Origin of the sequence: Hydrogenophaga sp. Root209 (genome assembly GCF_001428625.1) — a bacterium.
GTDB lineage: Bacteria > Pseudomonadota > Gammaproteobacteria > Burkholderiales > Burkholderiaceae_C > Hydrogenophaga.
Genome location: NZ_LMIE01000022.1, coordinates 402,322 through 415,924, shown reverse-complemented (window position 1 = coordinate 415,924; position 13,603 = coordinate 402,322). Strand labels below are relative to the sequence as shown.

The following is a 13,603-nucleotide window of genomic DNA, read 5'->3' as shown; positions in this document are numbered from 1 at the left end:
CTGTTAGTGTCGATCAGCGCACGCTTGGCGAGCCAGCATGCCTGCCAGCGGCGAGAGGTCGGTCAGTTCGTCGAGCCGTGCCACCAGGTCTATCAGCTCGTCGCACTCGTCAGGTATGAGCACAGACTTGACCAGCAGGCGAAACTTTTCCTCCAGGCGCTGCTGCTGCTCCAGCAGGTCGCTGGCTGGGCGCCCACTGTCGTAGCGTTGGCGCAGCACTGTGCCGCTCTGAGTCTCGATCACCACCTCGCTGAGGGTGAGGTCCGGGCATTGAGGTGCGAGCAAAACCTGCACCCGATCACGCAGCGCCACCACCTCGGGCGCGTATACGGCTTCGTCACTGAACGCGTCCAATCCGGCGGTGTCGACCCCGGCCAGCGCCATCGCTACCGTGTGACGGAGACTGAACTTGGCCTCCAGCCCGGTGCGCGGCTCCGCGATGTTGCATACACCCTCGCAGGCGGAACTGGCACGCACCGTCACGCGGCACACGTCATCAACCCGCAGTGCGTGTTGCAGGCGCAAGTGGCTCGCGGCCTCAATGGCGGCATGTGTGCCATAACAGGCGGCGTGGAACTTGAACAGGTTGTGGCGCAGATGCCAGCCGCCGTTCGGCGTGGCCACCGCAGCTCCCAGCGACGCGGTACCACCGTGCGTGGCGATGAGGCCTTGCGGACATTCAATCGCATCGGCACGGCTGGTGAAGCCGCGTGCGGCCAACTGGGCCGCCTGCANGCAGCTCCCAGCGACGCGGTACCACCGTGCGTGGCGATGAGGCCTTGCGGACATTCAATCGCATCGGCACGGCTGGTGAAGCCGCGTGCGGCCAACTGGGCCGCCTGCAGGCCGTCGGCACTGGCCCGCCCGGCATGCAAGGGTTTGCACATGGTGCCGAACATCGATTTCAGCCCAGCCGCCATGGTGCTGGCGATGCCCAGCGCGGTCGCGGTGTCGTCGGCATCGAGTTGCAGCAAGCGTGCGCAGGCGGCGGCCGCACCGAGCGTGCCTAGCGTGGCTGTGGTGTGGAAGCCGTTGGAATACTGTGCGTCGCCGCACACCAACCCCAACTGGCACATGGTTTCGTAGCCGGCGGCGAAGGCCGTCATGAAGTCGCGTCCGCTGGCGCCGCGCGATTCGGCCAGGGCGAGCAAGGCCGGGATCAGGACCACCGAGGGGTGGCCGGTGCAGGCCATGTTGACGTCGTCATAGTCGAGTGCGTGCGAGGCCGAGCCATTGATCAATGCCGCCTGCCGGCTGGAGGTCGTCATGGCGTGCCCGACGACGGTGGCCTGGGCATACCCACCCTGTTCACGGGCTTCTTCGGCCAGCATGTGAACCAGTGGCTCGCACGCGCCAGCCAGCGTCACCCCGATCCAGTCGAGCAGGCATTGCCGGACCCGCAGGCGCACGTCCTCCGGGAGATCGGTGTAGCACAGGTCAGCGCAGCGCGCGGCCAGTTCCCGCGTGATGTCAGCGATTTGGATAGCGGACGACGGTGCGGGTTTTCTGGTTGTGGTCATGCTCATTTCAGTGCCCCTTCCAGACCGGTTTGCGCTTTTCCCGGAAAGATTGCGGGCCTTCCAGGGCATCTTCACTGAGGTAGACGGCATCAAACGCTCGGTTGGAGGCGCGCAGCGCGGCGGTGCGGCCCATCTCGGTGGACAGGCGCACCATTTCTTTGGCCGCGCGCACCGTCAGTGGCGCATTGGCCATGAGCCGGGTCGCCAGCTCTTTGGCCCCTTGCAATGCTTGCCCCTTGGGCATCAGGCGGTTGATGTAGCCGAGTTCGTAGGCGCGCTGCGCTGTCAGCGGGTCGCCGGTCATCGCGACTTCCATCAGAATGCGCTGCGGCAGCATGTGGATGACCGGCGAGGCCCACGGCATGCCGCGCCCGACCTTGGCCTCCGTGATGGCGAATTTGGCGGTTTCGTCGGCCACGCACAGGTCGCACATCTGCGAGAGCAGCCAACCGCCTGCATAGGCATAGCCCTGCACGGCAGCGATGACGGGCTTGGTGACCTCGATGTTGTCGCCGAGCACGGCGATGAAGCCCGCTGGCGGGATGCGCAGTTGAGTGTCTGCGGCTTCCACCAGGTCCATGCCGGCGCAGAAATTGTCACCGGCGCCGGTGAGGATGGCCACCTGCGCCTGCCCGTCAGCTTCGAAGCGGCGCCAGACCTCAAAAAAGCCTTCGCGCACGGCGCGATTCAGCGCATTGCGGCGCTCGGGCCGGTTGATGGTGATGACGGCAATGCCGTCGTTCACTTCGTAAAGCAGTTCATTGTTCATGGGGGTGTCTCCTTTTGAAGTTTGTGCCTGTTACCGCGAGCGGCGGGTCTGGGGCATTGGTCTGGCTTGATTCGTTGCCACCTCACGCGATTCCGGTCCCGCACGGTAGCCGAGTGCCCCCGAGATGCTTGCGGCGAGTTCCATCACCAGGTGCTGCAGCGCATCGGCGACGGCGCGACCGCGCTCGATCGGCGCGGCGATGATCAGCGCTGCGTTCACGCGCCCGTCAGGTTCGAAGATCGGGGCCGAAAAGCCGGCAACGTCAGGTGTCACTTCTCCGAATGTGACCGCCACCCCTCTCACCCGGGCTTCCTCGATGATCCGCGCCAGTTGCGCCGGGTCGGTGACCGAGTGCTCGGTCATGGCCCGCAGATCGGCCCGGCGCAGGTAGTCACGCCGCCATGCCTCTTCCTGGAACGCGAGCAGCACGCGCCCGGCGGACGAGGCAAACAGCGGCCGTGTCGTGCCGACTGGCACGGCGTATCGAATCGTCCGGGTGCTCTCGAAGATCGGGTTGTAGACGAGCCGATCTGCGGTGCGGTCGATTCTGGCGATCAGGGCGGTCTCGCCGGATCGCGCCACTGCCTCCCGCAGGAAGGGCAGGGCCACAACGTCGAGCGAGCGGGCCGACACCAGAGATGCCCCTAGTGAGAACGCCTCGGGGCCCAGTTCATACAGGTCATTGCTGCGCTGCAGGTAGCCATGCGCCGTGAGGCCGCGCAACAGCGAGAGTACGCTGGTTTTTGGTGCATTCAACGCCAAGCACAACGGGGTCAGGGCCAAGCCAGCAGGGCGGTCGGCCAGTATCCGCAGCAGCCGCAGCACGCGGGTCACGGCCATGGGAGAAGCCTCCGCGCGGGTATTGATGCCTGTGCATTCGCGCAAGCTGGCCGTGGGCATGTTCATAGAATCGAAGCCTCCTTGTGTTCTGATATGGGAACATTTGTTTGGTAATCAGAATATCGTTAGGATGGACGGCCGTCAATCCGGTTTTTCCTCAGCACTCGGCGCTGAGGCAGCCTGGCATCGAGAAATCAGAGGAGACACAGATGACAAGCCAACACAAGCAGGCAGCACCCGCCGGGCCACTCGAGGGCGTGCGGGTGATCGACCTCAGCGCGGTGCTGATGGGGCCCTACGCCACCCAGATCTTTGGCGACCATGGCGCGGACGTGATCAAGATTGAATCCCCTGAGGGCGACTCGACACGCTGGATCGGCCCCGGACGCCATCCCGGCATGGGTCCGCTGTTCCTGCACCTGAACCGCAACAAGCGCAGCGTGGCGCTTGACCTCAAATCGCCGGAGGGCGCGGCTGCGATGCGGCGCCTGATCGAAGGCGCCGATGTCTTCGTGCACAACCTCCGCCCGGCCTCCATCGCCCGGCTCGGGCTGGACTACGAGAGCGTCTCGATGATCAATCCACGCATCATCTGGTGCGGCGTGTACGGTTACGGCGAGGACGGTCCCTACGCCGGCCGCCCGGCCTATGACGACCTGATCCAGGGCGCGGTCGGCATCGCCGCCTTACAGCAGCAAAGCGGGGCGAGCGAGCCGCGCTACGTGCCGCTGACGATTGCCGACCGCATGGTCGGCCTGCATGCAGCGCACAGCGTGGCCATGGCGCTGTACGGGCGCGAGCGCAACGGACGCGGCTGCCGCATCGATGTGCCGATGTTCGAAACCATGGCCAGCGTGGTGCTTTCGGACCACCTATATGGGCGCACCTTCGAGCCGCCCAGTGGTGACGCTGGCTACGTGCGGCTGTTGTCGCCCGGGCGCCGGCCATACGAAACCAGCGACGGCTACATCTGCGCGCTGGTATACAACGACGGCCACTGGCAGCGTTTTCTGCATGCCATCGAGCGCGACGATTTGCGGGTCGATCCGCGCTTCGCCGACTTGGCCAGCCGCACCCGCCACATTGACGAGGTGTACGGCTTTCTGGGCCAGACGCTATGCGTGCAAAGCACCGCGCACTGGTTGGAGCTGTTCGAAGACATCGACGTGCCGGCGGTGCCTCTGAACACCGTCGAATCACTGTTGGATGACCCACACTTGGCGGCGGTGGGCTTCTTCCGTCAGGTCGAGCACCCGAGCGAAGGAGCGATGCGTACCTTTGGCGCGCCAGCGCGCTGGGTGGGTTACGACGTCAGCAAGCTGGCGCCCGCGCCGCGATTGGGGGAGCACACCGAATCGGTGCTGCGCGAATGCGGCTTTGATGCAGTTGCGCTGGCGTCCTTGCTGGTTGGTGGCGCAGCGGTTCCACTCCTCGCCGATGCGGAGGTGTCAGAATGAGGCTTCCGGCATCAAACGCGACTCGACTGGTCAGCGCGTTGGGCCCCAATTCCGTGGATGGGCAAATGCAAGGATAGCGTTGATGAAGCGGGCTGGAAGATGCTTTTTTGACCATTGATGACCCTGCCCGTATCGCGTTCATCGACATCCACCCCGACCAGAAGGCGCTCAACGCGGTGCAGTTCTCGCGCAACGCCCACGCCTACTACGCCAGTCTGGGTGTGCGCATCTAGCTCCCGCTCATCGACAACGGAGCGGCCTTCCGCTTAAGAGACTTCGCACAGGCCTGCCAAGATTTGGGTATTTGTGACCGAATACCAGCTCGTGGCGGTCCCAAACCAGCGGCAAGGTCGAGCGCTTCATCCAGTCGGATCTGAGCCAATGGGTCTATGGCTTCGCTTACCAGAACTCCAGCGAGCACACTGCTGCGTCGGACCATTGGAATCACCACTACAACTGGCACCTTGGAGTTGGAGTTGGAGTTGGAGTTGACCCGATTTCGTGACCTGCTCGGCGGTGTGTTCAAACCGGCCAAGCGCGCAACCTATCCAAACAACACCGGTCTTAGAGATCCAGTACCAACAAATTGGAACGACAACCCGACACACAGATCATCATCGACTTGTTGGCTGCTCGCTCTTGCTGTGTCAGGATGCTGTCCCGGTGATCCACCTCGCCAGCCAGAACTTTGGTTTCGCAGGCACCGCAGATCCCCTCCTTGCAGCTGTAGCTAGGAATGATGCCCGCATCCATCATGGCGTCGAGAATGGTCGAACCAGCCGGCACTTGAATGATCCTCTGACTCCGGCGCAGTTCTACGGTGCAGCCATTGGCGTTGAAGGGCGGCGTCCCCACAGGTTCCACGGCGGCGAACCGTTCCAGATGCACGTGGGTGTATCCCAGACCGTCGCAAGCCTTCTGGAACGCGTCCAGCATGGGGCCGGGGCCGCAGCCATAGAAATGGGTATCGGCCGGATACGCTGCCAGCAGTGTTGGCAGGTCGGGAGACGCACCGACTTCGTCATCGAAGTGGTACCGCACTTTGAGCTGGCCTGACTCCATCGATTCCAGCACTTGCAAGAACGCAGCATCCCGGCGGGAACGAGCGAAATAGAGCAGCTCGGCAGATCGACCCAGCGAAGCCAGTCGATTGAGCATGCACAGCATAGGTGTGATGCCGATGCCACCTGCAACCAGCACGGAGTGCTGAGCACGTTCTTCCAGCGGAAAATTGTCGCGAGGCACCGAGATGTCCAGAACATCGCCCACGCGAACCTTCTCGTGGACATACTTCGACCCCCCACGGCTCTGACGATCCTTGAGAACGCCCACCACGTAGCGTTGCTTATCGGTGATCGGGTTCATCAGCGAGTAGCTGCGAACCAAGCCGTTTCCCAGATGAAGGTCGATATGTGAGCCAGCGGCATGAGGTGGGAAGACAGTGTCTGGTGTGGCTGGCCTAAATTCGACACTAACAACGCCGGGGGCTTCAAGCCTCATGTTGTAGACAAGTGCAGAAAGCTTGGATGTTGACATTGCGGAGTTCTAGACAAGAACCTTGGGGAACATGTCCCCAATAGCTACATGATGTGCAAGCCACCGTCGACCATCAGCGTGGTCCCGGTGATGAAGGAGGCCTCGCTGGACGCTAGCCACACGATGGGCCAGGCAATCTCTTCCGGCGAGGCCCAGCGCCCGATCAGCGAAGTATCCTTGCGCTCGGTCCTGAGCTGCTCGACGCTCTTGCCCGAGCCCTGCGCGCGGCCGACGTGAAAATCCGTCAGCGTGGAACCGGGGCACACCGCGTTGGCGCGCACGCCGTGCGACGACTCCTCGAACGCGAGGCTGCGCGTGTAGGCCAGTTGCGCGGCCTTGGTCGCGTCGTACAGCGCCATGCCCTTGCGGCCGGTGACCGCGTAACACGACGAGACGTTGACGATGCTGCCCGCGCCCGATTGCCGCAGCGCCGGCAAGGCCGCGGCGCAGTAGTTGGACATGCCCACCAGGTTCACGCCCACCATGGCCTGCCACTCGGCGGGCGTGGCGTCGGCGGCGGCCGAGTAGTTGCGCATGGCGGCGTTGTTTACCAGGATGTCCAGGCCACCGAGCTGCGCGTTGCATTGCTGCACGGCGGCGCGCGCGGCGACCTCGTCGGCCACGTTGGCCGCCACGCACAGCACGCGCGCGCCGGGCAGGGCCTGCACGATGGCTTGGCGGGTGCGCTCCAGCGCCTGGGCGTCGGCATCCACCAGCAGCACGGCCGCGCCTTCGCGACAGAACAGCGTGGCCGCCGCGGCGCCAATGCCGGCACCGCCGCCCGTGATCAGCGCGGTCTTCTCAGCGAGTCGGGGTGCGCTCATGTCGGCTCACTCTGCCTTGGCGCCGGTGTCCTTGATGACCTTGCCCCAGCGCACGATCTCGGTGCCGATCCAGTCGCTGAACTGCTTGGGCGAGCTCGCGACGATTTCGAACTCCATCTCGTGCAGGCGCTTCTGGATGTCGGGCGAGTTGAGAATGCGCACCATCTCCTCGTGGTAGCGGTTGATGATGTCCGGCGGCGTGCCGGCCGGCGCGAGCAGACCGATCCACGAGGTGGCCTCGAAGTCCTTCAGCCCCGACTCGCTGAGAGTCGGGATGTCCGGTGTACTCGGAAAACGTTTCGGGCCGGTGGAGGCCAGCAGCTTGAGACGCCCCTCCTTCACGAAGCCCTGCACGTTGCCGGGCACGAAGAAGCCGGCCTGGATGTTGCCCGCGATCAGATCGGCCACGGCTGGCCCGGCGCCGCGGTAGGGAATGTGCGTCATGCGGAAGTTCGCCCCCGACTTCATCATTTCCATGGTGAGGTGCGAGGCGCTGCCCATGGCCACCGAGCCGTAGGCATACTTGGTCGGGTTGGCCCTGGCCTTGGCGATGAAGTCCTTCACATCGGTGATGCCGGTGGCCGGGTTCACCACCAGGTATTGCGGCGACTTCACCGCCAGCGTGATGGGCGCGAGATCCTTGGTAGGGTCGTACGGCATCTTGTCGAACAGGGTGACGTTGATCGCCAGCGGCCCGTTGTAGCCGATCAGCAGGGTGTGGCCGTCCGGCGCGGCGCGGCTCACCTCGTATGCACCGATGTTGCCCCCCGCACCAGGTTTGTTCTCGACCACAAATGGCTGGCCGAGCGCCTCCTGCAGCTTCGGCCCGATCAGGCGAGCGAGCACGTCGTTGGTGCTGCCGACGATGGGCACGATGATGCGCACCGGCTTGCTGGGCTTCCAGTCGGACGCGCCTTGCGCCCAGGCGGCAGTGGCCGCGCAGGCCGCGAGCGCGACAGCCGCCGCGAGTTTCAGGTGGGTTTTCATAGGTGTCTCCGGTGCTGTCTGTCGTGGGGTGGAAAAGTGAAGTCGCTCAAAGGCTGAAGACCGGTTTTTTCGTCGCGTCGGCGAGCTGCTCGCGTGCCCACGCAACGGGGTCCTGTTCCTTGGGCAGCAGCACTCCGGCGGGGCGCACGTGCTGTGCGCTTGGGTCCAGCGCGGGCGGGGTCTGGCCATCTGCCAAGCCGAGCGCGGCCTCATGCAACATGCGGCGCGCCATCACGATAGCCTTGTCAGTGGGCAGTAGCTTTTCGGCCTCGTGATTCTGGATCGTGCCCATGCTTTCCTGCAGCGAATAGTCCTGCGCGGAGAAGCCGAACACGCCGCTGTAAGAGCGGTCTTCGCGTTGCGCCACGCGGTCCATGCAGTAGTCGTTGTCGCGGTTTTGCTTGGGGATGAAGCTGCCGGGCGCTTCGTATTCGACATGAATGCCCTTACCTTCTTCCATCGCGGTGCGTTCTTCGTCGGTGAGGGGATGGGCAGGCTGCCAGTTGATGCTCCAAGCCCAGCAGCTATGGTCGTCGATCGGCACCCACACATGCCCGCCCAGCGCATGCTCGCCAAACGGCGCGATCAGCGTGAACCAGGGGAACAGCCACTGCGTGATGCGCCAGTAATACGAATCGGGTTCGCCGTTGCGGCGGCCGAACAGACTCAGGCCGAAGGGCGTCTGCTCGATCTCGAACTTCACGTTGCCGTCGGCCTTGATGTAGTCCAGCGCCTTCACTCCCTGGTGCATCGGGTCGGTATCCACCTCGTAGCGGTGCACGTAAGAGACGTGTGCGGTGTCGATGCCGCCTTCCATGGCCTGCAGCCAGTTGCTGTACTGCAGGCGCTTGGAGACATACACATGTTCGGGCGGCAGCGTGCACCACTCCAGCTCGGGCGGTGCGGGCTGCTGATCGGCCGGGCCCATATAGGTCCACACGATGCCACCGCGCTCCACGCAAGGGTAGCCCTTTATGTGCATGCGCGCGCAAGCCTGAGGCGCGGACGGCACGTCCACACATTGCCCCATGCCGTCGAACTTCACGCCGTGGTAGGCGCAGCGGATGCCGTTGTGCTCGTTGCGGCCGAAGTACAGCGACACGCCTCGGTGCGAGCAGAATTCGCCGATCAGGCAAGCCTTGCCATCGCTATTGCGAAAGGCGAGCAGCTTCTCGCCCAGCAGTTGCACGCGCACCTGCGGCCCGTCGGCTTCGGGGATTTCGCTCGATGCCAGTGCCGGCACCCAGTAGCGGCGCATCAGGTTGCCCATGCGCGTGCCGGGACCGACGCGGGTGAGCGCTTCAGACATTTCCTTGTTCATAGACAGGTCTCCAAAATTGATCGGCATGTCCACTGCATGACATTACAGTCCATTTTACGGACCGATTGAGCTCTGTCAAGTTTTGAATAGTCAGTCCATCAAGTGGACTGGTTGGCGGGTACCATGATAGAAGTGCAACCTTGGGTGGAGTTATGGGACCAACTGAAAAACCGGGCGAGAGTGTCCGGGCCGTGGACAGAGCGCTGGAAATCCTCATGGCGTTCACGGCAACCGACCACCAACTGACAGCGGGTGAGCTGCTCAAGCGGGTGGACCTGAGCCGTCCAACCCTGTACAGGCTGTTGCGCACGCTGGAACACAGCGGGTTCATCGTGTCGTCCGGTGATCCTCAGCGCTTCGAATTAGGTCCCTCGGTGGCGCACCTTGCACACGTGTGGAGCTCCAGTCTTGACATAGCGACCCTGGCGCAACCGATGCTGCGCCGCTTGTGGGACCAGACGGGCGAGACTGTTGCCTTGCTTGTTCACCAGGGCAACAGTCGAATCTGTGTGGCCGAATTGCCCAGCGCACAGCCGCTCAGTTTCAAACGCGGCTTGGGCTATCGGGAAGACGTGACGTTGGGCGCTAGCGGGCGTGCCATCCTTGCCCATGTTCCCACACCCGAAAGCTATCTGAACAAGAGCGGAGAAGCCGTCAATGTATCGGCCTATCTCGACAGGCTGCAGCAGATCCGGGAACAGGGGTATGCGATAAGCCGGGACGAATTGATCCAGGGCGCGGTGGCGGTTGCTGTGCCGTTTTTTCTGGGGAACGACAAAGTCATGGGGTCTTTGGCCGTTTTCGGTCCTGGTGTGCGCGTGGACCAAGCGCGTGTCAGCGTATTTGTTACGCTCCTCAAGGAAGAAGCACGGAAACTCTCGCAAGCACTTGGGCAGCGCTAGCTAGCTTCAAGGGGCCGGCCGGGGCGACACTGATTCTCATACACCCAAGTGCTGCTCCAGCAGTTCGGGCTTCGACAGGAGCTCTTCGGAACTGCCTTCAAAAACCACCTCGCCCTTGACCAGGATCACGTTGCGGTCGGTGATCTGGGTGACGTGTTTCCAGTTCTTGTCCACGATGATGCTGCTGATGCCGCTCTCGCGGATCAGGCCGCAAATGCGCCAGATCTCGCGCGCAATCAGAGGCGCCAGGCCTTCCGTGGCTTCGTCGAGGATGAGCAGGTCGGGGTTGGTCATGAGCGCACGGCCGATGGTGAGCATCTGCTGCTCGCCGCCGCTGAGCTGCTGCCCGCCGTGGTTCAGGCGCTCGGCCAGGCGCGGGAAGGTCTCCAGCACGCGGTCGTAGGTCCAGTCGCGCTGACCCTTCGTGCCGGCGCGGGCCGACATCACCAGGTTTTCCTTCACGCTGAGGTTGCCGAAAATGCCGCGGCCTTCGGGCACATAAGCCAGGCCTTGTCGCGCGATCTCGAAGGTGGCTGCGCCCGTCATGTCGCGGCCCTTCACATGCACTTTGCCGCCGCTGGGCTTGACGATGCCCATGATGGATTTGAGCAGCGTCGACTTGCCCATGCCGTTGCGGCCCATCAGACCAATGGTCTGGCCCTGGCCGACGGTGAAGTCAATGCCGCGCAGGATGTGGCTGGCGCCGTAGTGGGTGTTGAGACCCTTGGCCTCAACCAAGGCGTTCGTCAATGCGCTCATCAATGCTCCTCACCCAGGTAGGCTGCCTGCACGCCGGCATCGCCGCGCACGTCGGCCGGCGTCCCGCTGGCGATCACCTGGCCGTTCACCATCACGGTGAGCTGGTCGGCCAGGGTGAAGACCGCGTCCATGTCGTGTTCGACCAGCATGATGGCGTGGTCCTTTTTCAAGCGCAGCAGCAGCGCCACCATGCTCTCGGCCTCGGCCTGGCCCATGCCGGCCAGGGGTTCGTCGAGCAGCAGCACGGTGGGCTCGGTCGCCAGCGTCATGGCGATCTCCAACTGGCGCTGCTCGCCGTGGCTGGTGGTGCCGGCCACCACGCTGGCGCGATTTGACAGACCGGCGAGTTCGACCGCGCGCTCGCAGCGCTCGTTGACCGCGCCCATGGCGCTGGCCGAGGACACCCAGCGCAGCGGGTTCCACGGCACATGCCGTTCGCGCGATTGGGCCGCCAGTCGCACGTTGTCCCACACGGTGAAGGGCAGGAAGATGTTGGTCTTCTGGTAGCTGCGGCCCAGACCCAGGCGCGAGATCTTTTCGGGGCTTTTGCCCGCCGTCTCGACCCCGTTGAGCGTGATGCGGCCCGAGGTGGGAGGCAGGTCGCCCGAGAGCAGGTTGGTCAGTGTCGACTTGCCTGCGCCGTTGGGGCCGATGACGGCGTGGATGCGGTCGCGGTGCAGGTCCACCGACACATCATTGACGGCGGCCAGACCCCCGAAGCGCTTGGTCAGGTTGCGGGCGGAGAGCAGCAGTTCGTTCATGGGCGCTCCTTCGGGCTGGCGAAGCGCTGCACCAGACCCAGCAAGCCGCGCGGCGCCAGCACCACCACCAGCACGATGAACGTGCCCATGAGCAGCTGCCAGTGTTTGGTGAGGTCCTTGAAGAAGTGCATCACGTACTCGAACGCGAAGGCCCCCACGATGGCGCCAGCGAAATTGCCCATGCCCCCGAGGATGACCATCATGATGGCGTGTGCACTCATGTGGAAACCCATCAACTCGGGGTTCACATAACCGGTCTGCGCGGCCCACAGGAAGCCCGCCACGCCGGCCAGCGCCCCTGCTAGCGTGAAGGCCGTGAGTTTGTAGCCGAAGGTCCCAAAGCCCACCGCGCGCATGCGGTGCTCGTTCACGCGAATGCCCGCGAGCACCCGGCCAAAAGGAGAGAACAACAGGCGGCGCAGGAAGGCATAGACCAGCACGAGCAGCAGGAGCGTGAAGTAGAAGAAGGTTGTCTTGTTCTCGAGGTCGATGCCGCTCCAGCCGAACACCGAGGCGGTGGGGCGGAAGTTCACGTACACGCCGTCCGACCCCCCGAGCGCCTTGTTGTCGAAGAACAGGAAGAACACCATTTGGGCGAACGCCATGGTGACCATGATGAAGTAAATACCGTGGGTGCGAACCAAGAAGAAGCCGATGACGAGCGCGGCCAGTCCCGCGCCCAGCGCCGAGGCGGGCAGGGACCACCACAGGCTGATGGGAGTGTCCGCCGGGGTGAGGAAAGCCAGCGCGTAGCCGGCAAGACCAAAGTAAGCCGCGTGTCCGAGCGACACAAGACCGGTAACGCCCTGCAGCAGATCCAGGCTCATGGCGAAGATCGCCAGGATCATCATCTGCGAGAGCATCTGCAGGTAGAAGTCGCTACCGGTGACGGGGATGAGTGGAAACGCGGCGAGCGCGATGGCTCCCAGCACCAGGATGGCCTGGATGCTGCGCGGCAGCTTTTCGAGTTGGGCTTTGGGGGAGCTCATTGTTTGAAGAGCCCTTCGGGCTTGTAGAGCAGCACGGCGGCCATGAGCATGTAGACGGCCATGCCGGCAATCTGCGGCACCAGCACCTTGCCGAAGGTGTCGACCAGACCCACGAGCAACGCGGCCACGAGCGCACCACGCACCGAACCGATACCGCCGATGACCACCACCACGAAGCACATGATCAGCACCGAGCTGCCCATGCCGGGGTACACGCTCGCGATGGGCGAGGCGATCATGCCGGCGATGGCGGCCAGCGCCACGCCCAAGGCAAACACCACGCCGTGGATCAGGCGGATGTTGATGCCCAGCGACTCGGTCATCTCTCGGTTGAACGCCCCGGCGCGGATCTTCATGCCCAGGCGCGTTTTGGAGATCAGCAGGTACAGGCCGAGCGCCAGCGCGATGCACACGCCCGACATCACGAGCCGGTACACCGGGTACGAGAGGTTCTCGGTCAGCGGGATCGACCAGTTCAGCACCTCGGGCACCTGCACCGCGTGCACGTCGTCGCCCCAGAGGATGGAGCGCACCTCTTCAAAGATGTAGATGAGGCCGAAGGTGAGCAACACCTGATCGAGGTGGTCGCGGTGGTAGAAGTGCCGGAACAAGGTCCACTCCAGCAGCCAGCCCAGCCCCACGGCAATCACCGTGCCCAGCACGATCGCGAGCACCAGGCTGTCCAGTTGGCCGACCAAAAACCACGCGAGGTAGGCACCCAGCATGTAGAAGCTGCCGTGCGCCAGGTTGACCACACCCATGATCCCGAAAATCAACGTGAGGCCCGCGGCCAGCATGAACAGCAACAGGCCGTACTGCAGGCTGTTGAGCAACTGGATGAGGAAGTTGGCGAAATCCATGAGTTAAGGAACAAAAGGACGAAGAAAAGCGGCGGAACATCTTTTGGACGAACTCCGCCGCTGGAGGACAACCGGGGC

General features: G+C 63.7%; 15 protein-coding genes. 3 read left to right on the top strand and 12 right to left on the bottom strand.

What is annotated here, in order from left to right:
* Positions 1-3: 3 nt before the first annotated feature.
* The 4 genes from ASE11_RS27110 to ASE11_RS13455 form a co-directional block, all read right to left on the bottom strand.
* The gene (locus ASE11_RS27110; protein WP_414842455.1) at positions 4-624 is read right to left on the bottom strand and encodes a hypothetical protein; all 621 of its coding nucleotides are present in this window, start codon (positions 622-624) and stop codon (positions 4-6) included.
* Between the two features lie 111 nt (positions 625-735).
* A partial coding sequence (locus tag ASE11_RS27105; protein WP_414842452.1) for an MmgE/PrpD family protein occupies positions 736-1,520 on the bottom strand: 785 nt, incomplete at its 3' end.
* 7 nt (positions 1,521-1,527) lie between these two features.
* Positions 1,528-2,289 (bottom strand): enoyl-CoA hydratase-related protein, encoded by a 762-nt coding sequence (locus ASE11_RS13460; protein ID WP_056272141.1) that lies wholly within the window; start codon positions 2,287-2,289, stop codon positions 1,528-1,530.
* 30 nt (positions 2,290-2,319) lie between these two features.
* Positions 2,320-3,195: an IclR family transcriptional regulator gene (locus ASE11_RS13455; protein ID WP_235501286.1), complete on the bottom strand. Its 876-nt coding sequence runs from the start codon at positions 3,193-3,195 to the stop codon at positions 2,320-2,322.
* Between the two features lie 143 nt (positions 3,196-3,338).
* On the opposite strand from ASE11_RS13455, the gene ASE11_RS13450 reads away from it, so the two are divergent.
* Positions 3,339-4,586: a CaiB/BaiF CoA transferase family protein gene (locus ASE11_RS13450; RefSeq protein WP_056272136.1), complete on the top strand. Its 1,248-nt coding sequence runs from the start codon at positions 3,339-3,341 to the stop codon at positions 4,584-4,586.
* A gap of 107 nt (positions 4,587-4,693) precedes the next feature.
* Positions 4,694-4,819, top strand: a complete 126-nt coding sequence (locus ASE11_RS26900; protein ID WP_268766295.1) for a hypothetical protein — start codon at positions 4,694-4,696, stop codon at positions 4,817-4,819.
* Between the two features lie 331 nt (positions 4,820-5,150).
* On the opposite strand, the gene ASE11_RS13445 is transcribed toward ASE11_RS26900, so the two are convergent.
* From ASE11_RS13445 to ASE11_RS13430, 4 genes are read right to left on the bottom strand one after another with little or no spacing between them, the layout of a single operon-like run.
* On the bottom strand, positions 5,151-6,122 hold the full coding sequence (locus ASE11_RS13445; RefSeq protein WP_056272133.1) for a PDR/VanB family oxidoreductase: 972 nt from the start codon (positions 6,120-6,122) through the stop codon (positions 5,151-5,153).
* Between the two features lie 44 nt (positions 6,123-6,166).
* Positions 6,167-6,946 carry an SDR family NAD(P)-dependent oxidoreductase gene (locus ASE11_RS13440; protein WP_056272130.1) on the bottom strand — a complete coding sequence of 260 codons (780 nt, stop codon included), beginning with the start codon at positions 6,944-6,946 and terminating at the stop codon, positions 6,167-6,169.
* A gap of 6 nt (positions 6,947-6,952) precedes the next feature.
* Positions 6,953-7,933 carry a Bug family tripartite tricarboxylate transporter substrate binding protein gene (locus ASE11_RS13435; RefSeq protein ID WP_056272122.1) on the bottom strand — a complete coding sequence of 327 codons (981 nt, stop codon included), beginning with the start codon at positions 7,931-7,933 and terminating at the stop codon, positions 6,953-6,955.
* 46 nt (positions 7,934-7,979) lie between these two features.
* Entirely contained in the window at positions 7,980-9,254 is a 1,275-nt protein-coding gene (locus ASE11_RS13430; protein WP_056272119.1) for an aromatic ring-hydroxylating dioxygenase subunit alpha, read from the bottom strand.
* A gap of 152 nt (positions 9,255-9,406) precedes the next feature.
* Between ASE11_RS13430 and ASE11_RS13425 the strand changes: the two genes are divergently transcribed.
* The gene (locus tag ASE11_RS13425; protein ID WP_056272116.1) at positions 9,407-10,156 is read left to right on the top strand and encodes an IclR family transcriptional regulator; all 750 of its coding nucleotides are present in this window, start codon (positions 9,407-9,409) and stop codon (positions 10,154-10,156) included.
* A 36-nt stretch (positions 10,157-10,192) separates the two neighbouring features.
* Here the strand turns inward: ASE11_RS13425 and ASE11_RS13420 are convergent, their stop codons facing one another.
* The 4 genes from ASE11_RS13420 to ASE11_RS13405 are packed head-to-tail and all read right to left on the bottom strand — an operon-like array spanning position 10,193 to position 13,525.
* Positions 10,193-10,915: an ABC transporter ATP-binding protein gene (locus ASE11_RS13420; protein ID WP_382155684.1), complete on the bottom strand. Its 723-nt coding sequence runs from the start codon at positions 10,913-10,915 to the stop codon at positions 10,193-10,195.
* Positions 10,915-11,676, bottom strand: a complete 762-nt coding sequence (locus tag ASE11_RS13415) for an ABC transporter ATP-binding protein (RefSeq protein ID WP_056272113.1) — start codon at positions 11,674-11,676, stop codon at positions 10,915-10,917. Before ASE11_RS13415 ends, ASE11_RS13420 begins: the two co-directional genes overlap by 1 nt.
* Entirely contained in the window at positions 11,673-12,665 is a 993-nt protein-coding gene (locus ASE11_RS13410; RefSeq protein WP_056272109.1) for a branched-chain amino acid ABC transporter permease, read from the bottom strand. Before ASE11_RS13410 ends, ASE11_RS13415 begins: the two co-directional genes overlap by 4 nt.
* Positions 12,662-13,525, bottom strand: a complete 864-nt coding sequence (locus tag ASE11_RS13405) for a branched-chain amino acid ABC transporter permease (protein WP_056272106.1) — start codon at positions 13,523-13,525, stop codon at positions 12,662-12,664. Before ASE11_RS13405 ends, ASE11_RS13410 begins: the two co-directional genes overlap by 4 nt.
* Positions 13,526-13,603: the final 78 nt, after the last annotated feature.

Excerpts from the sequence above, each read along its gene's own strand:
- ASE11_RS13460 (WP_056272141.1), bottom strand. The coding sequence starts at position 2,289 with ATGAACAATGAACTGCTTTACGAAGTGAACGACGGCATTGCCGTCATC.
- ASE11_RS13455 (WP_235501286.1), bottom strand. The coding sequence starts at position 3,195 with ATGAACATGCCCACGGCCAGCTTGCGCGAATGCACAGGCATCAATACC.
- ASE11_RS13450 (WP_056272136.1), top strand. The coding sequence starts at position 3,339 with ATGACAAGCCAACACAAGCAGGCAGCACCCGCCGGGCCACTCGAGGGC.
- ASE11_RS13445 (WP_056272133.1), bottom strand. The coding sequence starts at position 6,122 with ATGTCAACATCCAAGCTTTCTGCACTTGTCTACAACATGAGGCTTGAA.
- ASE11_RS13440 (WP_056272130.1), bottom strand. The coding sequence starts at position 6,946 with ATGAGCGCACCCCGACTCGCTGAGAAGACCGCGCTGATCACGGGCGGC.
- ASE11_RS13435 (WP_056272122.1), bottom strand. The coding sequence starts at position 7,933 with ATGAAAACCCACCTGAAACTCGCGGCGGCTGTCGCGCTCGCGGCCTGC.
- ASE11_RS13430 (WP_056272119.1), bottom strand. The coding sequence starts at position 9,254 with ATGAACAAGGAAATGTCTGAAGCGCTCACCCGCGTCGGTCCCGGCACG.
- ASE11_RS13425 (WP_056272116.1), top strand. The coding sequence starts at position 9,407 with ATGGGACCAACTGAAAAACCGGGCGAGAGTGTCCGGGCCGTGGACAGA.
- ASE11_RS13420 (WP_382155684.1), bottom strand. The coding sequence starts at position 10,915 with ATGAGCGCATTGACGAACGCCTTGGTTGAGGCCAAGGGTCTCAACACC.
- ASE11_RS13415 (WP_056272113.1), bottom strand. The coding sequence starts at position 11,676 with ATGAACGAACTGCTGCTCTCCGCCCGCAACCTGACCAAGCGCTTCGGG.
- ASE11_RS13410 (WP_056272109.1), bottom strand. The coding sequence starts at position 12,665 with ATGAGCTCCCCCAAAGCCCAACTCGAAAAGCTGCCGCGCAGCATCCAG.
- ASE11_RS13405 (WP_056272106.1), bottom strand. The coding sequence starts at position 13,525 with ATGGATTTCGCCAACTTCCTCATCCAGTTGCTCAACAGCCTGCAGTAC.